We start from the raw sequence: 22,138 nt of genomic DNA, 5'->3' as shown, positions 1-22,138 counted from the left end.
TAACTCGCAGATTGGGCCGAGGGGCCGACGAGGAGAGAGTGTGGCGGGCGGCTGGAATGCCGCCCGCCTTTCTGTAGCAGGGATTCTACAGGGAAAGTTACAGGAAAGTCAGGTGCCCGCTGCGACTAGAACAGCACGCGGCAGCGCAGGGTATTCGGTACATTCTTCAGCTTCTCCAGCGCCAGATCCGAATATTCCGCCTCCACGTCGATCACCACGTAACCGAGGGTTTCGTTGGTTTGCAGGTACTGGGCGGAGATGTTGATCTTGTTTTCGGAGAACACCTGGTTGATCGCGCTCAGCACGCCGGGCACGTTCTTGTGGATATGCAGCAGACGGTGCGCGCCCACATGGCCGGGCAGCGCCACTTCCGGGAAGTTGACCGAGCTGGTGGTGGTGCCGTTATCGGAGTAAAGGGCCAGCTTCTCGGCCACTTCGGTACCGATATTCTCCTGCGCCTCCATGGTCGAGCCGCCCACATGGGGCGTCAGCAGCGCGTTGTCGATACCGCGCAGTGCCGACACGAATTCGTCTTCGTTGCCGCGCGGCTCTACCGGGAATACATCGATGGCCGCGCCGGCCAGGTGGCCGCTCTGCAGCGCTTCCGCCAGTGCCTCGATATCCACTACCGTGCCGCGGGACGCGTTCAGCAGGATTGCGCCGGGCTTCATCTGCGCGATCTGCTTGGGGCCGATCATCATCTTGGTGGAGGGCAGCTCCGGTACGTGCAGCGAGACCACGTCCGCCTCGGCCAGCAACTCGTCGAGGGAGTGGATCTGGGTGGCATTACCCAGCGGCAGTTTGGTGATCACGTCGAAGAAGATCACGCGCATGCCCATGGCTTCGGCCATCACGGACACCTGGGAGCCGATGGCGCCATAGCCGACGATACCCAGGGTCTTACCGCGGGCTTCAAAAGAGCCCGCCGCCGACTTGAGCCAGCCGCCGCGGTGGCATACCGCATTCTTCTGCGGGATGCCGCGCAGCATCAGGATGCTCTCGGCGATGATCAGCTCGGCCACACTGCGGGTATTGGAATAGGGCGCGTTGAATACCGCGATACCCAGCTCGGTGGCCGCCTGCAGGTCCACCTGATTGGTGCCGATGCAGAAGCAGCCGATGGCGATCAGCTTGGGGGCGTTTTCCAGCACCTTGCGCGTCAGCTGGGTGCGGGAGCGGATACCGATGAAGTGGGCGTCGGCAATCTTCTCGATCAGCTGCTCTTCCGGCAGTGAGGTCTTGAGATACTCGACATTGGTGTAGCCGCGGGATGCCAGCAGGTCGATGGCGGACTGATGCACGCCCTCCAGCAGCAGAATGCGGATTTTGTCTTTTTGCAGAGACTCTTTTTGATCGGTATTGGGCAGAGCCATAAACACTCTCTTGACGATGGGCGACTGGAAAAAAATTACACTGCGCCGGAGCCGGCGAGGGCGCGATCATACCACAAGCGGCCTGCGGCGCTTTATTCGAAATGCCTATCCTAACTATCTAGTTTGATTATGAAGGTGCCGCAAAGCTGCCAGGCGGCATTCGGCGGTGCCGGTACGCCGGTAGAGCCAACAAATGCGTGACTGCAGTACACTCCGCATTCCCGCTTCGGCGGCCGCCATCAGCCGCCCGCGCATTACGCTTTTCAGAGGCTCCAACCATGTACCGACACCAGTTCACCTGCGGCACCGACACATCCTTAACCTTAGGCAAGATCGTCTGTGTCGGCCGCAACTACGCCGCCCACGCCGCCGAACTGGACAACCCGGTGCCGGAAGAGCCGCTACTGTTTATCAAGCCGGCCACCGCCGCAGTGCCGATGGACGAGCCCATCCATCTGCCGGCCGGGCGCGGAAGCTGTCATTTCGAGGGTGAGCTGGCACTGCTGATCGGCACCACCCTGACCGACGCCAATGCGTCGGAGGTGCCGCCGGCGATCGCGGGCCTCGGCCTGGCACTGGACCTGACCCTGCGCGACCTGCAGTCACAGCTGAAGAAAGACGGCCACCCCTGGGAGAAGGCCAAGGGCTTTGACGGCAGCTGCCCGCTGTCGCCGTTCGTGAAACTGGACTGGCTGCCGGACTGGGACAAACTCAGCTATTCCCTGTGGCTGAACGACGAACTGCGCCAGCGCGGCAAGACGGCGCATATGCTGACACCTATTCTGGATCTGGTGGCCTACATCAGCAGTTACTTCACGCTGCAGCCGGGCGACGTGGTGCTGACCGGCACCCCCGCCGGCGTGGGCGAGCTGCTGCACGGGGACAGGGTGGCGATGCAGCTCGAGGACGACTGGCTGCGGGTGGAGACTCGCGTCGCCTGACTGCCGCCGCGCCTGCCACTCGTTCTGTGCGAGGCCCCGCCGCCGGTGGCTGCCCGGGAAAAAACCTGATCGGTAAATATTTCCCGGGCAGCCCCCGGCGGCGGGACCGGCCCGAGACCTCAGCAAAAGGCAACAAACGCTGAACTAATATTGTCGCAGTCCGCCCCAACACCGATCCGGAGACGCGATGACCGACCTTAACCCGACCACTACCGTTCGCATTCTCACCACCGGCGGCACCATCGAGAAGAGCTACTGCGAGGCCGAGGGCACCCTGAAGAACCGCGCCTCAATCATCCGCGACGGCCTGATCGCCAGCCTGCGCCTGCCCTACACGCAGCTGGAACTGGAAAGCGTATTGAACAAGGACTCGCTGGAAATGGACGACAGCGACCGCCAGCTGATCGCCGACGCGGTGACCCGCACCGCCGAGTTGGGCGAACCGATCGTGGTGCTGCACGGCACCGATACCATGGCCGACACCGCCGAGTACTGCTTCCGCAAGCTGGGCACGCCCAAGGTCGCGGTGGTCTTCACCGGCGCGATGAAGCCGATGGGCTTTATCGACTCGGATGCGCGCCAGAATGTCACCGAGGCGCTGCTGGCGGCGCGGTTGATGCCGCCGGGCTTCTATATTGCGTTCCACAACCGGGTGTTTGCGGTGCCCGGGGTGCGCAAGAACCGCGAGTCCGGCACCTTCGAGGCCAGCGCCGCGGAGTAATGCGCCGGGGCGAATGGCGTCTGCGTCCCTACACTGAGACCTGCAGCATTCAAATCGGGGCGGGAACTCTGATATCCTTTGATTTGTGATCACATTTTCGGTATAAACCGAATAATTATTCAGTTTTCAGATGAGGTGTGCCATGTCAGAACAACAAAAGACCCCCCAAACCCTGCAGGAATGGCAGGCCCTGGCGGCCAGCCTCAAGATCGAAGGCCGCGCGTTTATCAACGGCGAATATGTGGATGCGCTGTCTGGCGACACCCGCGCCACCATCAACCCGGCGGATGGCCAGGAGCTGGCGCAGATCGCCAGCTGTGGCCCGGATGATGCCGACCTGGCGGTGAAGATCGCCCGCAAGACCTTCGAGTCCGGCGTCTGGTCGCACATGCCGCCGATGGAGCGCAAGAAAATCCTGGTGCGCTTCGCCGAGCTGATCGAGCAGAACAAGGCCGAAATCGCACTGCTCGAGAGCCTGGATGCGGGCAAGCCGATCAGCGACACCATGAACGTGGACGTGCCTGGCGCCGTCACCACCATCCGCTGGAGCGGTGAGGCCGTCGACAAGGTCTACGACGAGGTCGCCCCGACCGGCCCCAACGAGCTGGGCCTGGTCACCCGCATGCCGCTGGGGGTGGTCGCGGCGATCGTGCCGTGGAACTTCCCGCTGTCCACCACCGCGTGGAAGCTGGGCCCGGCACTGGCCACCGGTAACAGCGTTATCCTGAAGCCCGCCTCCAACACGCCGCTGACCGCGATCAAGCTGGCCGGCCTGGCGAAAGAGGCCGGCCTGCCGGACGGTGTACTGAATGTACTGCCGGGTCCGGGCAGCAGTCTCGGCAAGGCCCTCGGCCTGCACATGGATATCGACTGCCTGACCTTCACCGGCTCCACCGAAGTGGGCAAGACCCTGACCGAATACTCCGGTCAGTCGAACCTGAAGCGCACCTTTCTCGAGCTGGGCGGCAAGAGCCCGAACATCGTCTTTGCCGACGCGGATCTGGACAAGGCCGCTGAGGCTGCGGCGCTGGCGATCTTCTACAACCAGGGCGAGACCTGCACCGCCGGTTCGCGCCTGCTGGTAGAGAAGGGCATCGCCGACGAATTTATCGAGAAGGTCAAGAAGGCCAGCGAGCGCTTCAAGCCGGGTCACCCGCAGGATCCAAACACCGTCATGGGCGCGCTGATCGATCAGAGCCAGTTCGACACTGTCGAGTTCTACGTGGCCAAGGGCCTGGAGCAGGGCGCGCAGTTGGTGTGTGGCGGCAAGCCGGCGGATGCCGTGGCCGGAGGTCACTACTTCGAGCCGACCGTATTCCGCGGTGTGACCGGTGACATGACGATCGCCCGTGAGGAGATCTTCGGCCCGGTGCTGTCGGTAATCGAGTTCGAATCCGAAGAGGAAGCGCTGCGTATTGCCAACGACTCCATCTACGGCCTCGCCGCCGGTGTCTGGACCCACAATATCGGCCGCGCCCACCGCATGGCCCGCGACCTGCGCGCCGGTTCCGTGTGGGTGAACAACTACTTCGGCGGCGATATCACCGTGCCGTTCGGCGGCTTCAAGCAATCCGGCAACGGCCGCGACAAGTCACTGCACGCGCTGGACAAATACTGCGAGCTGAAGTCCACCTGGATCGACTTGAGCTGATCAGTTTTGCTTGAGGGCTGAGTTTTCAGCCCTGACTCCTAAAGCTTGGGCCGCAATCGCGGCCCATTTTTTTTGCCCCTTTCCTCTCCGATTTGGCCTTTGCGGTTGGCGCGGATTTTCCTCTTCGTCTATACCTAAATCATTGCCCTCATTGAGGGATCTGGCGACATGCTCACCTGGGCGGGCTGCCCGGCCCGCCGCTTTTTTTCTATGCAGGAGAAGTCCCGTGAAGTCCGCGTGCGCGTTTTTGCTGATGTTGATGTTGGCCAGCCCGGCTGCGGGCAATACCGCAGGTAGGATGGTTCTGGGCGAGATCGATGGATTGCTGGATATCGAGCGGTCCCATGCAGGCGAGTGGATACAGCTGTTCGTATCCCGTGGCGAGGTAGTCAGTGCCGGACAGAGGCTGGCGGTACAGAGAAACGCGTTAGGCAGGGTGGTACTGGAATACGTTGCCGGCTCCTCCGGAGAGGTGACGATCGATGGGCGCGTTGCGCTCGGGCCGCGCAATACCACATTGGAAATTGAAATGCAGACCGCTGAGCAGGGCTGTGCAGCACAAGACTGCCATGACGTCGCCAGCGATTGATCGCCCGTGATCATCGAAGCCGGGACAGCGCCGCCGATGTGGTAAAGGTTTGAGTTACCGATCGGGGCTGATACTCTCAGGGTCGCATTAGCGGCCCTTTTTTATCGATGAAAGTAAACCCTGTGCATACCAAATTCGATAGCCGCAAAGGAGGCCATCGAATTTGGTATGAACAGGCTTATCTACACCCACGAGAACCGCCTGCTGGTAGAGCTAGCGAAAAGCAAGCTGGAAGTCGCCGGCATCCCGGTGTTCCTTAAAAATGAATTCGCCCAGGGCGGCGCCGGCGACCTGGCACCACACCAGACGTGGCCGGAGCTGTGGTTGGAAAGGGAACGGGATTACGAACGTGCCCTTCAGCTGCTCGCCGATGCGGAGGCGGAACAGGTGTCCTGGCGTTGCCGCAAGTGCGGAGAGGAAAACGGCGCGGCATTCGATTTCTGCTGGAACTGCCAGCACCTGCACAGTCCCTAGCCCACCCAGATGCCAATTCTGTTGAGCATCCATAGGGTTGGCCGGGAACGCGCCGTCGCCGGCCGGTCGGACCTTTCTGCTCACGGCTTCTGCCAGGGCAAGTTCCGCGGGCGTTGGCTTCGACGAAATCTGACGTTAGCGCCGCTATTCAGTCTCGATTCAGTGACAGCAGGCGATCCTTGAGATCGCCTTTCTTATGTATGACTGCAAGGTTCCGGAAAACCCATGAAGACACAGAACAACCTCGCCGCCCTGCTCCTCGGTGTCGGCATATTGCTCGGCCTGACGGCACTGGGCACCCTGCTGGGCCATGCGGTGGACCGCTTCAAGGGCTACGAGCGCACAGTCACGGTCAAGGGCCTGGCAGAGCGGGAGGTGCCGGCGGATATCGTGATCTGGCCGATCCAGTTCACCGCCGCCAGCAATGACCTGCCCTCCCTGTACCGGGATATTGCCAGCAGCAGCGCGCGTATCGAGGGCTTCCTCGGCGAGCAGGGTATCGACCCGGGCGCGGTGTCCGTCTCCCTGCCGGCAGTCACCGACAAGTCCGCACAGCAGTACGGCGGCCCCAAGGCGGAGTTCCGCTACACCGCGCTGCAGACAGTGACCGTCTATTCGAAGCAGGTGGACAAGGTACGCGCGGCCATGGACCAGCTGGCGGAGCTGGGCCGGGAGGGAATCGCCTTCTCCCAGAACAACTACCAGGGCCAGATCGAATATATCTTCACCGGATTGAACGAACTCAAGCCGCAGATGGTCGAACAGGCCACCAACGAGGCGCGACAGGTCGCACAGAAATTTGCCGAGGACTCCGATAGCGTATTGGGCAAAATCAGGCGAGCCTCCCAAGGCCAGTTCAGCATCGTTGACCGCGACAAGAACAACCCGCACATCAAGAAGGTGCGAGTCGTATCGACGGTCGAATACTACCTTTCAGACTGAGGAAAGTTGATATGTTTAAACCCGCAATAGTCACCGGTCTCGCCGTCCTGCTGGCAATGCCGGCCGCCAGCGTGCTGGCCAAACCCGGCGAACTGCCGCCCGGCCTGCAGAAGAAAGTCGAGCGCGGTGGCGAGCTGCCCCCGGGCTGGAAAAAGAAACTGCAGGTGGGCGAAATCCTCGAGCCGGAGATCTACCACCACGGCGTGATCGTCAAGCCGGTGGACAAGTACGGCATGGTCACCATCAGCATCGAGGGCGAAATCGTCCGCCTGATGCATCACACCCATGAGATCGTCGAGATTCTCAGCCACTGATTTCCCTGTCGGGCTCGCGGCGAATGTCTTTTTCCGCGGGCCTCCCTTTCTTCATTCCCCGCCAAGCGATTGGCTTGGGATCCCAGCCACACTATAAATACGGCAGACTGCCACCGGAGTAGCAGGAGTCTCTTATGAGTGTGCAACGTCACGGCGTATCCATCGGTCTCGAGCGCATCGAGGGTGAATTCTTCCTCACCATGCGCGTGCGCGGCAAACTGACCCACGAAGACTACGCGTCTTTGGAACCGATGCTCGAATCTGCCATCGCCGGGGTAGAGAATCCCAAGATCAATGTCTACTTCGATGCGACGGAAATGGAGGGCTGGGAACCGCGCGCGGCCTGGGATGACTTCAAGCTGGGCGTCAAGCACGGGCGCGAGTTCAACCGCGTCGCCATGGTCGGCAACCGGCGCTGGCAGGAGATGGCGGCGAAGGTGGGCAGCTGGTTTATCGGCGGCGAGGCGCGCTACTTCGAAGACGAAGGGGAGGCCATGTCCTGGCTGATGGAAGGTACCTGAAAAGGCGCATAGAATAGCCCGTTCAAATAATTCCCCTGCATAGAAAAGGAATTTTACATGTTTGAATGGATGGCCAACCCGGAGGCCTGGGTAGCGCTGGCAACACTGGCGGCGCTGGAAATCGTCCTGGGTATCGACAACATCATTTTCATTTCCATTCTGGTCGGGCGGCTGCCGGAAAAGCAGCGCGAACTGGCGCGCTTTATTGGCCTGGCGCTGGCCATGCTCACCCGGCTGGCACTGCTATTTTCCATCGTCTGGATCATGGGGCTGGTGGATCCCTGGTTCACGGTGCTGGGGATGGAGATCTCCGGGCGCGACATCATCTTGGTCGGCGGTGGCCTGTTCCTGATCGGCAAGGCCACCCATGAAATTCACAACAGCCTCGAAGGTGCCGAGGAGAGTGCCTCCTCCGTGGCCGCGGCCGGTTTTGGCATGGTGTTGGTGCAGATCGCGATTCTCGATATCGTTTTCTCGCTCGACTCGGTCATCACCGCGGTGGGGCTGGTGGATGAAATTTCCATCATGGCCGTGGCCATCATTCTGGCCGTGCTGGTTATGCTGATCGCGGCGAAGCCGATCGGTGATTTCGTCGATCGCCACCCAACCGTGAAAATGCTCGCGCTGGCGTTTTTGATCATGGTCGGCCTGACGCTGATCGTCGAGGGCTTCGACGTGCACGTGCCGAAGGGCTATATCTACTTTGCGATGGCGTTTTCGATGGCGGTGGAGATGCTCAACCTGCGCCTGCGCAGCAAGAAAGAAAAGCGGACCCCGCCGGTACATCTGCACAAAGCCCTGCGGGAAGATAATAACTAGGGCGGAAAAGCTACCGCTAGCATGAAAGGGCGACCCGAAGGGTCGCCCTTTTTGGTTTAGCCGGTTTATTTTCTGGCGGCGGCACAATGACAATGCGCTTTTCACTGTGGCAATAAAAAGGGGCGCGTTGCGCCCCTGCTCCGTCCTGTGAGGAATGGAGATATCGAAACGGCTACTGGCAGAGGCTGCGAATAGCGTGCGCCTCTACCGCCGCATCCATCCACTTGAAGATGTCGTCGTCGGAGAAGTAGTAGTAGACGCTGTCGTTCGGCAGGACCAGAACCGTGATGCCGCCGTACCCGGACATGAAGGGTAGCCACAGGTCGCTGCTGCAGCCGGACAGGTTGCCGCTGATTTCGTGGGCCCAGAAGCCGTTGTTGTACTTGTAATCCGCGAGCGGGTCGGTGCCGCGGTCGGCCGCGTCCTTCTGCAGGGCCGCATTCAGCTGGTTCTGCTCCAGTACCGACTGGCTGGCGCCGGCAAAGAAGCTGCCGATTTTGGCCACATCGTCGCGCAGCCACATCAGTCCCCAGCCGGTGAACGGCTGTGCGACAGCATCGTAGGTGCGGCGGCTGAACTTCGCGGTTGGGCTGACGCCCAGCGGTGCCAGAACTTCATCGAGCAGGATGTCGGTGAAGATATCGGTGCTGCTGCCCTCGATCCCCTGCACATAGGCGTTCATGGCAGTGCCGAGAATGTAGGTGTCGGAAGTGTGGTAGACCCACTTGGTACCGGGCGTCGCCTTGCGCGAATACTCGCTACAGCTGTAGCTGATCTTGGAGGCGTGATCCTCGGGCAGGAACAGGTCGTTGGTATGCGTCGCCCCCTCATCGCTCATATAACCGGCCAGGTTGTAGTTGCCGGTAGTCATGTCCAGCGCATGTTCGAAGGTGACGTCATCCCAGTTGCCGTTGGCCGCGCAGTCCGGCACATAGTTGCCGATGATCTGATTGAAGGTGCCGGAATATTTCTGTTCCAGGCGCATCAGCGTGCTGCCGGCGAATACGGACTTGGCAGTGGAGTAGGACGGCACCGCCAGCGATTCACAGTAGGGGTAGGTGCCCTGGCGCGAGGCGCAGCCGCCGACATAGTGAGTGCCGTCGATGAAGAAGCCCACCAGAGACATATCGGCCGGATCCTTGCCGCCGGGTGCGGCGAACTTGGCCGGGTCGGTGCCCGGATAATCCGTCGCCAGTGCGGCGAGAGGTTTCACCGGTAAGCGATTGTTCACTTCGGCCTGGTAATCCGCCGTGAGTGTCGCCGCATTGGCGACGCTGTGCGGCGTATAGCTGGCCTCCAGCTGCCCCCACATATCGACCTTGAAATACAGGCAGGTCTCCCCGGCGATCTGGTAGGCGACATCGGAGACAGAGCCGTCATTCTTGAACAGGAAAGTCATCACGCCGTTGTGCATGCAGTTGGCATTTTTCTGCTGCAGGGCAAAAGGCAGAGCCACGCGGCTGTAACCACTATCACCGTTCTCATCCCAGACGCGACCCGGTGTCAGCACATACTCCCACTCGGGATGTGCGCTGGGAACCGAACCGCGCTGCACCGGAAAAATATGGCTGCCGGTCTGCACGAACTCGAAGTTGAATTCCGGCAGGTGCTTGCGCGTGGTATCGCCATTGCCGGTATAGCGGAACGTATCCTTCTGTTCATCGAAGGCGCCGCCGCTGGCTTCGCCGAACAGCTCCAGGCTGCCCTCGAACTGGTTACTGGGCATGGCCGCATTGGCGGGTAGTGCGTAGTGGCTGTAGTCCACCAGCGCGCCCGGGTCGCTGCCGTTGAGCAGCGTATTGAGAGTGAGCTGGCTGCGGCTGACACTGCCGTCGCCGCTCAGTGGGTCGAAGTTCTCTACACTGCCGCCGCCCTGCGTCGAGCTGCCGGAGAGTCCAATCACCAGACTGCCCTCATCTGGGTCGTTCGAGCTCACGGTAAGCGAGCTGTTGTAACTACCGGCGGCAGTGGGTGCGAATTCGACGCTGACCTGGCAGCTGCCCGCGGGCGCGACGGTGGAGCAGTTGTTCGCGGTAATGCTAAACGGGGCTGCCGGACTACCGATATTGGCAATTACCAGGTCGGCGCTGCCGGCGTTGTCGATGACCGCATTCAGCGTGTTGCTGCCGCCGGGCGCGACGTTGCCGAAATTCAGGCCGGCCGGTGCATCAATATCCGGTTCGGTAGCTGCGCCGCCGGTACCGGTCACGGTAACGGACTGCCCGTAGCAGTAATCCCCGGTGGTGGCGCCGGTACCGCGAAAACGCAGCTGCACCTGGGCATTGTTGTCGATACCGGTAGGTGCACCGCTGGCGCTGTAGTGTGTGCCGTCGTCCTGGCCATTGGCGATGGTCAGTGCGGTGATCCAGTTACTGCCGCTGTCGGTGGAAATCTCCGCATAGCAGAATTCGCCGTTTTCCAGTGACGAGGCGGACATGACGAAGTCCACGGCGACCGAGGAATAGCCGGCTGTGGAAACCGAGTGAGTTGCGGTGGAGGTCGCGCGCAGGCGGATGGACTCACCGTTGTAGGCGTCCACGGTGCCGCTGGTGCTCCAGCCGCTGATATCGCCAGTGGAAAAATCGTCGGAAAAAACCGTGGCCGCGTTGGCGGCCAGCGGCAAGGTGAGGCCGGATATCAGCAGCACCCGGCACAATTTGGGGAAGAGGTTCATAGTCGCACCCGGTTATTGTTATTGATCGATGCGGTCCACTACCGAAAACGGCAGGCAGTATGAGACCGGGTAACACAGAGCGAAGTTAAGATGCGCTTTAACGGGTGGGAGTGTTAGCACCAATTTCTAGCGCGTGATTGGGCCAGAAATTTTTCCAGCGCCAATTGGAAGAAACAGGCGACAGGCGATTGCCAATAAAAAGCCGTGTCAGTCGAACAGCCAGCGCCGGATAAGCCTGGTGTAATTGGGCATGATGGCGTAGACCATCAGAAACACGATAACCCCCGTCGTGACCAATATGTCCAGCCAGCGGCTGTCGGGTACCCCCAGCCACCGCAGTAGCGGCAACACCAGTAGCGGGATGATGAGTACCAATGGATAGATAACCGACCAGGTCGCTAAAAACTGCTTCCAGCGTGTCGGCAACTGAGCCTTGGCTCCTCCGGGTGTAAACCAGAAGTCCAGTCCGCTGCTGATAAAGAAATCATCGCCATCAAGGAGCAGAGGTTGTGCCTTGGCAATGAGTCGCTCGCGATCCGCAGACTCCATCCACGCCTGCAGGTTTGATTTGTGGTCGAAGCGGATGACCACGGTATACGTAGAAGTGAGCCCGGGTATCGGCCGGATGATGTGCCAGTCCAGGAAACCCGGGTAGGCTCTGCAGCGCGGACCAATTTCTTCGAGCCACACTTCATAGGCAGCCTGTTTTTCTGCACAGACCCTGTGGGTAATGACGGCCGTTGCCCCTGGATCCTTGTCGCTCGACGATGCGGTTTCTATCTCCATTGCCATGTGCCCCTGGCATTGTCCGGGTGGGTGTTTTGGCAATCAGACTTTTGCGTTGCCTTTACGCTGACGCTGCCAGGGCAGCTGCCCCTCGATTTCGTATTGCAGCATCACGCTCAGGAATGCCCGGATCACGACAATCAGTCCGAGAATGGCGACGTTCTGCAGCGAGTCGGCGACGACGACGGTGCGGATAATGTCACCGGCAATCAGGAATTCCAGGCCGAGGATGATGGCGCGTCCCAGATTCTGGCGGTAAATCTTGTATGCCAGCCCAGCCTCCAGCTGTCGATAGCTGCGCAGAAATTGCGTGGTGCTGACGATAGATCCTACCAGTACGACTATGACGCCGAAGGACTCGATGGCGTAGCCGGTAGATTTGATCAGGTCGAGGAATTCCTTTTCCATAAATGCCCGCAGCGGCTGGATTGACTTACCTGTATATAGCCCAGTGTCGGCGCACGAACACCGGGGCTGCGGCTCAGTCAACGCGCTTCCGTGTTCTTCCCGACTGTATCCTCGCGGATCAGGCTGCGCGCCTGAGACGCCGGCGCGGTGAGGAAGGCCGGCCGGGGAAATTGGGTCCGGTGGGTACCGACTGCCTGTACAGGTAATCGAGGATCACCTCGCGCAGATAGGCATCGCCACCCTCGATGCCCTGATTGCCGAACAGGCGGTTGAACTCCAACACATAGGGGCGCTCGCCCACCATCGCGATATCGAAACCTGCGTGGTTCACGTCGAGCGTTCGTGCCAGGTGCAGGGCGAGATCGACAGCCGCCTGTGGCACCGCGCTGCGATCGACAAAACCACCCTTGGACACATTGTTGTAGAACCCCTGGGCGGCCTGCAGGCGCCAGTAGGCGGCCACAACCTGGTCGCCGACAATCACGATGCGGATATCCCGATCGATCGGCAGCTGTTCCTGCACATACAGCACATCGGTCCTGGTTTGGTATTCGCGCCAGTCCTGGAGTGAATCGATCAGCCAGACGCCATTGCCCTGGGAGGCCTTGGGCAGCTTGCCGACAAAGGGGTGATCCATCACCTCCCATAGCGTGGCGGCATTTTCCGGCGTATTGGCCAGGATCCTTGTGCAGGGGATGTTACCCGGCGCCACCAGCTCGAAGGCGCGCGTCATCTCGATCTTGTTGTGACCGAGCCGGAAGCTGGCCTCACTGGGAAAGACACGGGCCTTGAGGCCGTAGACCAGGGAATTCAACTGCCAGTACTCGGGGAACAGAACCCAGTCGGCGGCGCCGATTTCGGCTTTGTACTTGAAGACCTCTTCGGGCTTTAGCTGCAGGGTATTGGCGAACCCCAGCGTGCGGAAAACATTAAAGGAGACCCAGGACATCTTGTGAATGGCATGAAATTGCGACGCGCGTTTTTAAGGCAGGTTGAACAACGCGTCAAGCGAATTTATTGCCGCTGCCGGCGGCCCTATCTTTAACGGCTATTTCAGGGCATCGCTCAGCTCAGCGCTCACCAGAGAAATGACTCGTTCGTCGAGGGGCATCCAGCGATGCAGCAGCACCGGTACCTCGTATGAGGCGCCCAGGGGCAGATGGGAACTGCTGTGCGGCAGGATAGTTGCGTCGTACTTGGTCCAGATGGACACCGGTGACGTCGCCGACAAGCTATCTATTTCCCGATTGAGCGCCGCGAGAAATTCACTGCCAATACGCAGTTGCCTGCCGCCCTTGTAGGGTAAGAAGTTGGCCCAGAAACTGCCGTAATGGGGGCTCGAGATGGAGACGAATTTGTGCACCCTATCCAGCCCGCCCAGCCTCTGCAGATAGTGCCTTGCGACTATGCCGCCCATGCTGAAGCCGACCAGCGAACAGGTGCTGCTTTCGTCAGCAAGCGCCTCTACATGGCTTTTGAGTTGCTCCGACAGGTGCTCCATACCGTGCCAGCCGGAGTTGTAATGCAGGTGAATGTAATGCGCAGTGAAGCCCGCCGACTCCAGGGTATGCTGCATCCTGACCATCGAGTGACCGAGATCGAAAATACCCGGGATCAGCAGGACCACATTGCTTTTGGCTTTCATCGGGCGTTGATGTCCTTGCGAAGGCTTCCGGGGCGAGGAGTGTTCCCAGTGATCCTCTCCGGATGGAGGCAGCTGCTCGCTTTATCTTAGCCGGGTGTTCGGATCTAAGGGAGGGTGCGCCCGTGGCCCGCCGCGAGGCGAGCGTCGCCGGTGTGGTCTATGGATCCCGATCCCCGGGGGTGCTCATGCCCGTATACCAGTCCCGGTAGGGCGTGTTCTCGACCAGGTGGCGATTGTAGTCCGGCGCGCCGTCGTCCCACCACACAGGGCCCCTTTCGCCGAGCGCCACCTTGGCCTCGTGTACGCCGCGGCGGGCCTGCTGTTCGGCGGCTGTGTCTCCGGCGCACTTGGCCCGGCCGACCGCGGAGCGGTGGCGCATCAGCTCACGGGTCAGGCGGTCGCGCTCGGCTGGCGACAGCTGTGGGTTGCTCATGCGCCACAATCGGCTGTGCACGACAAAGTAGCGTCCGTCTGGCGTGACCGGGTAGCGCATCTGTGTGCTTCGCCTGCTACCGCTTATTCCTGTTCCGTCCGGTAGACATTCATGCCGCGCGCGCGATAGTTATTCAGCGCGCCCGGGTGGTCCTGGGTGCAGGTGTGTACCCAGACCCGCCGGGTATCGCCCCAGCCCCACGCCGACTGCAGTGCGTGAGTCAGCAGATAGCCGCCAAAGCCCATGCCGACAAATTTCGGTGCCAGACCAAAATAGGCGATTTCCACGTCGCCACCCGTTTGATGTTCGAGTTCGTAATAGCCGGCAATGGCGCCGCGGTGGTAGGCCACCCAGGTGCGCAGTTCGTCGCGCTCCGCGTAGCTCTGCCACTCCGTATCCGACAGCGTGAGCTTATCGGTCCACTGCCACGGCTCGCCCACCAGCTGGTACAGGTAACGGTTGAAGCGGAATTCCTTCAACTCTGCCTCGGTCACGTCGAGGCCCTCCGGCTTGGGTTTGCCGCAAAGCTGGTCAGGCGCCGTCATTTCCAGGTAGTAGGTGGTAACTTGTTCGTTGTGGCTCAAGGCTACCTCTCCGCAATCGGGGGTCGGCTAAATGAAAAGCGGCACGCGGCCGCTTCAGAGGGCATTATGTTACCCGATTGTACAAGGGTGGCATGCCTTTATGTCAGGCTGTGGCCGCAGGTTATTCGAAAGCCTGTCTAGCCAATCAATCAGCGTCCGCAGGTGCGCAGACCGAGCAGGCGGTACAGCGGACACCAGCGCACAACGCTGGTCAGCACGAAGACCACGGCCACGATACCCAGTATCGCAGCGGTCGTGCCACTGACGCTGCCGGCGAAATATAAAGCGGCTATTACTGCCGCGACTACCAGTCGCGCCGCGCGATCGAGTGCGCCCACATTCTTCTGTATTGCCATAGGGTTTTCTCCAGAAATAAGACGTCGGCTCTAGTTAGCGTTCTACGCAGGCTGGACGAAATCCACTCCGCCTGTGGGCGTAGTTATAGGCCGGAGGAGGTAGTGGGGAATTGATCCAGATCACAAACGACCTAGGAAAAGGAAAGATAGCGGTGCCGCTGCGTGATGAATGGATGCGTCGCCCGGACCGCATAATTCCCGGGCATGGGATGCCGCCGGCTCAGTCGCCGCTTATCGTATCGCGAAACTTGTCGAGCACATTGCGGATAACGGTCCTTACGGTACGCGACTTCTCTTTTGGTTTCTGTGTCACTTGTTGCTGCGGCTTCTGCTGTTGCGCTTTTTGCAATTGTGCCTGGCGCTGTTCCCGCTTCTGCTTCAGTTCGGTGCTGAGTGATAGCAGTACTTCATTTTGTGGGGCGATGCTGAGTCCACTGTCCACATAGTAGTGGGCGCCGCGGTAGTCGCTGTCGATAATCTCTGCGCGTGCCAGGCGGATATACTCGTCGATCACCTGCGCGATACCGGCATGGGCCCGCGCGTTGGCGGCGTCGATTTGCAGTGCCTGACGGAAGTAGTGTAGAGCGTTTTCCCCTTCCGGTCGTTGCAGTCTGCCACGTTGCAAAGCCTGTGCGCCCTGTGTCAGGTATGCGTCCAGCTGTCTTTGTTCTGCAGTCTTCACGCCCAGAGCGGCATTGAGGTTGGTACTGTCCAGCGCCAGCACCTGCCGATAGAAATCGCGGGCATTGTCACCCGCCGGCGCCAGATAGTGGCCGGCCTGCATACGCAGGTCTGCCTGGCCCAGCAGCCGCTCGATCTCCCGCTCGGTTTCACTTTGGTAAAAAATACCGAAATAAACTGCCAGCAGGGCCGCACTGGTGGCCAGCGTGGCGAGTCCGCCCTTTATCCAGCCGGGTAATCGAGACAGGGCGCTCGGACGCGGTGATGAAAGTTCGCCGCCACGCTCATCGTCCATTTCCAGTATTTTCTCTATGTCTGCAATCATCTCGCGGCAGGACTGGTAGCGCTCGCCCGGGAGCTTCGCCAGCATCCGGTTGATCAGCGGCGCCAGGTATGTGAATTCGGCCGGTAGCGCAGGCACCGGCTGCTGGATATGGTTGACTGCAGTACTGGTATGGCTGTCGCCCTTGAAGGGGTTTTGGCCGACTAATAACTCCAGCAACACCACACCCAGGCTGTAGATGTCCGTTGTTACATCGATGGGCAGGCACTGCGCCTGTTCCGGACTGCTATAAGCAGGGCTGCCCAGGCTGAACCCGGCCTGGGTTAGGTCTGAGTCACTGTCGACGTCTTTGGCGATACCGAAATCCGTCAGAACTGCCGTGCCGTCCTTGCGAAACAGGATGTTGGTCGGTTTCACATCGCGGTGAATAATTCCGTTGTCGTGCACGACTGCGAGCGCCAGTGCTACCTGGCGGATCATAGCCAGAATATCTCTAGGCGTGCTCAGCCGCGCCAAGTTCTCCGTCACGTCACCGCCGCCGACAAACTCCATGGCGATGTAGTAATCCCCACTCTCCAGTTGGGAGATGTCGTAGATTGTGATGACGTGGGGGCTGTTGAGTCCGGCGATATAGCGCGCCTCGTTGATAAAGCGCTCGCCAATTCCCGCCTCGCTGCTATTCCGTAGAACCTTTATCGCCACCTTGCGGTTCAGCGAATCCTGGGTGGCGAGGTACACGGAGGCCATACCGCCATGACCGACAGCGGAATGAATGGTGTATCCGGGTATGCGAATATCGAAAGAATTCATATACGCCTGAATTGCTCGAAGTCTTCGTAACCGGCAACGGGTAAAGTGAGTTGCCGGGCGCACGCGGGCACTTGATTCAGCGCATCAGGTTTTATTGTTGCTGGCCTGATGCGTGCAAAAACTCGGAAACGACATACAGGCAGTTCGCGGAACTGCTCGGTGTGAACTGGCTACTGCATAGAGGCCATATCAAGGTCCGACAAAGTAGATAGACGACCGCGCTCTACATTACAAACGCCTGGATGTCATATCAGAACAAAGGCGCGTCAGTCATTTGCGGCGCAAGCGGCGCGGCGGGAAAGTCAACGTTTGGAAAATGGCCGCGGCGGCACCCAGAACCAAGTGGCCACAACCAGTACCCCGAATACCGTATAGCAGGTTACAAACACCCAGTCGGGCGCGCGGTAATACAGAATGGTTTCCAGCCAGTGCGCTATGAAGGAGCCGGAATAAACCGCATCGCCAGCCCGTTGCCGTAGCGCCATTTCCCAGATGGTGAGCGGGCAGATGGCACCGAGCCAGGCCTGCAGCACCACCACGCCAATGCAGGCGAGGTGCGCCAGGCGGAACCAGCGGTTGCGCACCCAGGTCCAGGCGCGCAGCTTGCCGATCAGGATGAAAGCCAGGCCAAAGAGTACGAAGGCGACAAACAGCACGTGGCTGAATAGGATTGTATCCGCCGCCAGAAGATAGAGTTCAGCTGATGTCATCGTATCGCCTGTCACTGTAATCAACCGCGCCCTCGGATGAGGCTGTCTCAACCAGCTCACTGACTTTCAGTTTGTCCGTATCATTTGATGCAGATAGCCCGGCTATAACGCCGTGCCTATTTCGTTCAGGCTGATTTTGACTCAACTTCCATTGGCCACTCAGGGAAGTAACCTCTACTTCCAAGCCAACGATTGCTGGTAGCATTTTTTCAATGTATGACTCTGGCGCATCAGATATTGACCACGCGCCTTCACTTGTCCCTTCATGTTGAATCGTTAGTCTATCAATAACCTCATATATCCACTTTTCATCATGAATGAAACTCAATATCCCTTTTGCGTGTACCGAGACATAGTTCCAGGTGGGCACGGCTTTGCCGGTCTCGCTTTTCGTCGGATAGTGATTTGGCGAGATATAACAGTTCGGTCCGTTGAAGACTGCCAGCACATTTGACCCATCATCTACTTCCCTCCAGAGAGGGTTTGCTTTGGCTATATGTCCCTGGAGGATAATCTTTCCCTCCCTCTCACAAAGGTGGAGAGGGATATGGTGTGCATCCAATCCGGAATTCGAATAAGTCACCAGAGTTGCAAGGGGGTAGTCGATTATTAGACCTTTCATTTCCCCCATATCTGTTTGGTTGAATTTCTTTGGTGTGTACATCATGTCCCTGACTTCAAATGCCACCAATATGGCATGTGTCGAAGTGATTTTGAGTTGCGTTTTTAGCGGGGGCTGAGTCTGGCCTTGCTAGGTTTTTTGTTCTCATGGCTACGTTTTAGGTACTCAATTTCCTTTTCTTCTTCGCTCAAATGAGTAATTCGCAGTACCGCAACCCATAGGATTGCCAGAGGCAGTATTGCACCATAGATTGCATATTCAATGTGTCCAGCAGCGGCGGGAAAAATTGAAGTTATCTTATGGATCAATACTCTTGAAAGGTAATCCTGATTCCCTGAAGCTCCTGTAACTACAAGCACATAAAATGTGGTTATAAATACGGCCAGTGCGCGAATAATTTTTCTGTGTTTCTTCATGTTGATTTCTAATGCCCTGCCGCGGAGCGAAAATTACCTGGAGTATGCTGCCTGTGATTGTTAGGCTAAACTTGGCCGCCTTGGTTACGATCAAACTCCATAAGTTCCGGGGGCAACTCTCCATAAATTTTGGCTCTTCTCACGGACTCTTTTGCTTTTGATACTTTACCGGCTTCAATATATCGATTGGCTTTTGATACATGATACTCGAAGCGCCTTCTTTTTATGAGGTTCCCGTCATTTTGGAATTTATTTTCAGCGATCCAGAAGCCGACAAAGGTAATTGGAACGCCAAGCCAAAGAAACCAAGAATTCTTAAGTAGTAAAGAAACAGCAAATGCAGCAGAAAACACAACAATTACGGATAGCGCGGCACCCATGCAGCCAATCCCATTATTGCTCGAAGGGTGTTTGAATCCGTATCGCTTGTACCACATCTCTCGATTAGCCTAATGCCGAACTCACCGGAAAGATGCGGGCGCAGCGAGTATTTTTTCCGGGGCAGCTAGTTGTTAAGTTTTTGATGTACATTAGACTCACTGTAATTACTCTTAAAACACTGCTCAAATTCATTGTAGGTTTTGCCTTCCGACTCTAGCATCTCAAGCATGGAGCACTGTGTATATGCAACACCGACATCGTCGACTGCGGATGGGTCAGATAGATTAGCACCGTATATGTGCTTTTCTGCGCATATCTTTGAGTTGCTAACTACATACTCCATGCATGAAGGCGACTCAAGATCAACCTCATTATTAATGCATGGCAAAAAATTCCGATTCCCGTAGCAAAAATATGATGCCGCCTTAGTTAAAAACTGCTGTTCTTTAGCTTCGTCCCTCGGTGAACTATTTTTCTTGGGGGAAGCGCAACCTACCAGCACAAAAAATAGGATTAGAGCTAGATACTTCATCGAATTTCCATAGAAGCGTAACGCCGCAATCAGCCGCGGCTTGCTTTGTGTGCTTTTTGCACGAAAATGGGAGCGCAGCGACCGTGCGAAAAGTGCACAAAGTAAGACGTCGGCTGCATTGCATTGTTAGAGCGCTTGCGCTTTCCGATCTTTCACTTCTTCTCGCAACTTCTCCAAGCGTTTTCTAATACTCTCCTTGGATTTCGGTTTGACTTCTTCCAGCTCAACTTCGCTTAAAACCTTGTCCGCTTCTAGGAAATACTCTGAATCTACAGCAGTACTTGGATAATCCATTCTCAATTTTTTTGCACGATACAAAAGCGTATTAAGACTTTCCTGCTTAGATTCCGATATATCGAGATTTTTATAACTGGGGACTTGAGCGACTGCTGCGTCAATTTGAAAATCAAAAGCGCGGATTAACCTAGCCTCTCCACTACTATGAAGTAACTCTAGATTGTTGATCGCACTAAATGCAGGGCGAACCCCTGATTCCACCACTTCATCCAGTAGGTCTCTGCTTTGAACGCGGCATATTTCAGTAGTCATTTCTATTTTTTCAGAATACCAATTATCAACAAAGATAAATATTCCTAGGAGTGCGACTATATTCAGCGATAAATACAAGATTTTTTTCATGGTACTGCTCTAACGCCGCAATCAGCCGCGGCTTACGTTGTGTGCTTTTTGCACGACAATAGGAGCGCAGCGACCGTGCAAAACGTGCACAAAGTGCACAAAGTAAGACGTCGGCTGCATTGCTTTGTTAACTGCACATCTACTCAACTTTACGTTTTTTAAGCTCGATATCTCGCATAGTTTCATCCATAAAGATTTTAAATTTTGCATGCTCGGCAACCAGATCATCAAAATCCGCTTCCCATACTACTTCTTGAATTGTCCACTCATTACGCGGCTTATAAAAATCGATTTTTAACAAGACTGGCTGTCTATCGAAAATTAGAAGATAAGTTTGGTGAACCCAACGGTTACCTACCGGAAGATCTACCAATAGCTGCTTTTCAATGTATTCTCCTAGCAAGCTGAATGTCGCAAGAAATTTACTGTCGTTTTGTTTCAAAGCATCTTTTGAAACGTACTTACTATCTTTGTAAACCAGCGTTGCTAACCCATCAAAAGACTGATTTTCAAGCTTGTCAAAAAATGGTTTTGATAAAGCCGCTCTTTCATCGCTACCGGATTCTGCAATTGCGAAGGAGCTAAATAATAGAAGAAGGATCGCGGAGAATCTCATTTTTACCTCGTCAGTTAACAGTTTTATTCATAGTCATGGTCATATATAGCCTTATGGGTAAATGTGACCATTTGCGTTCATATATAGCCATAAATGTCCAGATATAGCCACGCCCGTATTGGCTAGGTGTTTCGCATCAGGGCCGTTCAAGCCGGTTCCGGAGCGCGGATCAGCTTTCGATCACCAGCGATTCCAAAAATAGCCGCACTGCCGGGTGCTCCGCGGCGCTGCGCTTGAACGTGGCCGCGTTCTGGATCTGGTAGCGAAAGCGTTCCGGGTGCAGCGCCACCAGTTCGCCGCTCTGTACATGCCGCTCCGCCAGGTACTCCGGCAGGAAGCCGACAAAGCGCCCGGACAGGATCATCGCCAACCGCGCGGCCATATGGTTGGCGGTGGATTTGCGCGGGAACAGCCGGTACAGGTGGGCGGCGCCTGAGAGGACTGCGTGGCTGGGGGCGGCCAGTTCCTGCTCGGTTAGCAATTCCTCACTCACCTCCGCCTCAGTGGCGCATATATGGGAGCGGGCGCAGTAAAGCAGTGACTGGTGGTGGAACAGCGGCTGGTAGTCGAGGCCCGGCCGGCGCGAGTGGAGCGGGTTGATACCCACGTCGGCGCGGCCGGCGAGGATCTCCAGCTCCAGTTCCTGCGGTGCCGCCAGCTGCACGTCCAGCTGCAGCTGTGGCGCGCGCTCACGGATGCCGGCCAGGGTCGCGGGCAGGTCCAGCTGCGGTATTTCCAGTACGTCGTCCGGCAGTACGATGCGCAGGCTACCGGTGAGTTGTGACTGGATGGCGTTGACCTGACTCTTGAAGGCTGCGAGGTGGCCGTCCAGCTCGTTGATGGCCTGGAACAGCGCCTCGCCTTCCGGCGTGAGCTTGAAGTCGGCGCGGCCGCGGGAACGCAGGCACAGCTGCATACCGAGGCGCGCCTCCAGGTCGGACAGGTGCACGCTGATGGTGGAGCGGCTGATATTTAGTGCCACCTCCGCCGGCGCCAGCCCGCCCGCGCGCACAACCTCGCGGAAGACCCGCAGCAGGCGCAGGTCCATATCGCTCAGTCGGCCGGCCAGCGCGCTCTTGGTCTTGCTCATCACCCTTGCTCCCGGACTCGAAAGCGCCAGCTTAGGCCAAAGTTTGATAAAGGTAAATTTTAGTTGCAGAAATACTACTATTCGCGGCTTCCGGTTCACGCCAGAATCGCGCCAACGGCTGTAAAGA

General features: G+C 57.8%; 26 protein-coding genes. 9 read left to right on the top strand and 17 right to left on the bottom strand.

Annotated features, from left to right (window positions below):
- Positions 1-125 precede the first annotated feature (125 nt).
- Entirely contained in the window at positions 126-1,373 is a 1,248-nt protein-coding gene (gene serA, locus BLW36_RS09040; protein WP_091387463.1) for a phosphoglycerate dehydrogenase, read from the bottom strand.
- Between the two features lie 278 nt (positions 1,374-1,651).
- On the opposite strand from serA, the gene BLW36_RS09035 reads away from it, so the two are divergent.
- The 9 genes from BLW36_RS09035 (at position 1,652) to BLW36_RS08995 (ending at position 8,345) form a co-directional block, all read left to right on the top strand.
- A complete protein-coding gene (locus BLW36_RS09035; protein WP_091387461.1) occupies positions 1,652-2,314 on the top strand; it encodes a fumarylacetoacetate hydrolase family protein in 663 nt (220 codons plus the stop codon).
- A 187-nt stretch (positions 2,315-2,501) separates the two neighbouring features.
- Positions 2,502-3,035, top strand: a complete 534-nt coding sequence (locus tag BLW36_RS09030) for an asparaginase domain-containing protein (RefSeq protein ID WP_091387460.1) — start codon at positions 2,502-2,504, stop codon at positions 3,033-3,035.
- Between the two features lie 142 nt (positions 3,036-3,177).
- The gene (locus tag BLW36_RS09025) at positions 3,178-4,686 is read left to right on the top strand and encodes an aldehyde dehydrogenase (protein WP_091387458.1); all 1,509 of its coding nucleotides are present in this window, start codon (positions 3,178-3,180) and stop codon (positions 4,684-4,686) included.
- A gap of 226 nt (positions 4,687-4,912) precedes the next feature.
- The gene (locus BLW36_RS09020) at positions 4,913-5,275 is read left to right on the top strand and encodes a hypothetical protein (protein ID WP_091387456.1); all 363 of its coding nucleotides are present in this window, start codon (positions 4,913-4,915) and stop codon (positions 5,273-5,275) included.
- Positions 5,276-5,443: 168 nt separating this feature from the next.
- Positions 5,444-5,749 carry a putative signal transducing protein gene (locus BLW36_RS09015; RefSeq protein ID WP_091387454.1) on the top strand — a complete coding sequence of 102 codons (306 nt, stop codon included), beginning with the start codon at positions 5,444-5,446 and terminating at the stop codon, positions 5,747-5,749.
- A 225-nt stretch (positions 5,750-5,974) separates the two neighbouring features.
- Positions 5,975-6,691 (top strand): SIMPL domain-containing protein, encoded by a 717-nt coding sequence (locus BLW36_RS09010; RefSeq protein ID WP_091387452.1) that lies wholly within the window; start codon positions 5,975-5,977, stop codon positions 6,689-6,691.
- 11 nt (positions 6,692-6,702) lie between these two features.
- Complete coding sequence (locus BLW36_RS09005; RefSeq protein ID WP_091387450.1) at positions 6,703-7,005, top strand: hypothetical protein; 303 nt, start codon at positions 6,703-6,705, stop codon at positions 7,003-7,005.
- Positions 7,006-7,139: 134 nt separating this feature from the next.
- Entirely contained in the window at positions 7,140-7,526 is a 387-nt protein-coding gene (locus BLW36_RS09000) for a SpoIIAA family protein (protein ID WP_091387448.1), read from the top strand.
- Positions 7,527-7,583: 57 nt separating this feature from the next.
- Positions 7,584-8,345 (top strand): TerC family protein, encoded by a 762-nt coding sequence (locus tag BLW36_RS08995; RefSeq protein WP_091387446.1) that lies wholly within the window; start codon positions 7,584-7,586, stop codon positions 8,343-8,345.
- Positions 8,346-8,517: 172 nt separating this feature from the next.
- Here BLW36_RS08995 and BLW36_RS08990 read toward each other — a convergent pair whose 3' ends face one another.
- The 16 genes from BLW36_RS08990 to BLW36_RS08925 all read right to left on the bottom strand — a co-directional run bounded on the left by BLW36_RS08990 (position 8,518) and on the right by BLW36_RS08925 (position 22,011).
- Positions 8,518-11,019, bottom strand: coding sequence for a choice-of-anchor D domain-containing protein (locus BLW36_RS08990; protein ID WP_091387444.1), 2,502 nt, complete (start codon positions 11,017-11,019; stop codon positions 8,518-8,520).
- 207 nt (positions 11,020-11,226) lie between these two features.
- A complete protein-coding gene (locus BLW36_RS08985) occupies positions 11,227-11,805 on the bottom strand; it encodes a putative antibiotic biosynthesis monooxygenase (protein ID WP_091388612.1) in 579 nt (192 codons plus the stop codon).
- A 42-nt stretch (positions 11,806-11,847) separates the two neighbouring features.
- Positions 11,848-12,213 carry a DUF1622 domain-containing protein gene (locus BLW36_RS08980; protein ID WP_091387443.1) on the bottom strand — a complete coding sequence of 122 codons (366 nt, stop codon included), beginning with the start codon at positions 12,211-12,213 and terminating at the stop codon, positions 11,848-11,850.
- Between the two features lie 118 nt (positions 12,214-12,331).
- Positions 12,332-13,162 carry an ATP-grasp domain-containing protein gene (locus BLW36_RS08975; protein ID WP_091387440.1) on the bottom strand — a complete coding sequence of 277 codons (831 nt, stop codon included), beginning with the start codon at positions 13,160-13,162 and terminating at the stop codon, positions 12,332-12,334.
- 99 nt (positions 13,163-13,261) lie between these two features.
- Complete coding sequence (locus tag BLW36_RS08970; RefSeq protein WP_091387438.1) at positions 13,262-13,858, bottom strand: esterase/lipase family protein; 597 nt, start codon at positions 13,856-13,858, stop codon at positions 13,262-13,264.
- A gap of 157 nt (positions 13,859-14,015) precedes the next feature.
- A complete protein-coding gene (locus BLW36_RS08965; RefSeq protein WP_091387436.1) occupies positions 14,016-14,351 on the bottom strand; it encodes a hypothetical protein in 336 nt (111 codons plus the stop codon).
- 23 nt (positions 14,352-14,374) lie between these two features.
- Positions 14,375-14,875, bottom strand: coding sequence for a GNAT family N-acetyltransferase (locus tag BLW36_RS08960; protein WP_244506202.1), 501 nt, complete (start codon positions 14,873-14,875; stop codon positions 14,375-14,377).
- Between the two features lie 149 nt (positions 14,876-15,024).
- On the bottom strand, positions 15,025-15,231 hold the full coding sequence (locus BLW36_RS08955) for a YgaP family membrane protein (protein ID WP_211567172.1): 207 nt from the start codon (positions 15,229-15,231) through the stop codon (positions 15,025-15,027).
- A 220-nt stretch (positions 15,232-15,451) separates the two neighbouring features.
- Positions 15,452-17,005, bottom strand: coding sequence for a serine/threonine-protein kinase (locus tag BLW36_RS08950; protein WP_091387434.1), 1,554 nt, complete (start codon positions 17,003-17,005; stop codon positions 15,452-15,454).
- 302 nt (positions 17,006-17,307) lie between these two features.
- A complete protein-coding gene (locus BLW36_RS08945; protein WP_091387433.1) occupies positions 17,308-17,715 on the bottom strand; it encodes a DUF2784 domain-containing protein in 408 nt (135 codons plus the stop codon).
- The gene (locus BLW36_RS08940; RefSeq protein ID WP_211567171.1) at positions 17,702-18,403 is read right to left on the bottom strand and encodes an FMN-binding negative transcriptional regulator; all 702 of its coding nucleotides are present in this window, start codon (positions 18,401-18,403) and stop codon (positions 17,702-17,704) included. Before BLW36_RS08940 ends, BLW36_RS08945 begins: the two co-directional genes overlap by 14 nt.
- 38 nt (positions 18,404-18,441) lie before the next feature.
- Positions 18,442-18,753, bottom strand: coding sequence for a hypothetical protein (locus BLW36_RS17135; RefSeq protein ID WP_139304847.1), 312 nt, complete (start codon positions 18,751-18,753; stop codon positions 18,442-18,444).
- A gap of 65 nt (positions 18,754-18,818) precedes the next feature.
- Complete coding sequence (locus BLW36_RS17130) at positions 18,819-19,133, bottom strand: hypothetical protein (protein ID WP_139304846.1); 315 nt, start codon at positions 19,131-19,133, stop codon at positions 18,819-18,821.
- Positions 19,134-19,792: 659 nt separating this feature from the next.
- A complete protein-coding gene (locus BLW36_RS08935) occupies positions 19,793-20,305 on the bottom strand; it encodes a hypothetical protein (RefSeq protein WP_091387431.1) in 513 nt (170 codons plus the stop codon).
- Between the two features lie 139 nt (positions 20,306-20,444).
- Positions 20,445-20,921 carry a hypothetical protein gene (locus tag BLW36_RS08930; protein ID WP_091387430.1) on the bottom strand — a complete coding sequence of 159 codons (477 nt, stop codon included), beginning with the start codon at positions 20,919-20,921 and terminating at the stop codon, positions 20,445-20,447.
- A gap of 169 nt (positions 20,922-21,090) precedes the next feature.
- Positions 21,091-22,011, bottom strand: coding sequence for a LysR family transcriptional regulator (locus tag BLW36_RS08925; protein ID WP_091387428.1), 921 nt, complete (start codon positions 22,009-22,011; stop codon positions 21,091-21,093).
- Between the last annotated feature and the right edge of the window lie 127 nt (positions 22,012-22,138).

This window comes from Microbulbifer marinus, assembly GCF_900107725.1.
GTDB lineage: Bacteria > Pseudomonadota > Gammaproteobacteria > Pseudomonadales > Cellvibrionaceae > Microbulbifer > Microbulbifer marinus.
The sequence above is the reverse complement of the archived record's forward strand: the minus strand, read 5'-3'. Positions and strand labels throughout refer to the sequence as shown.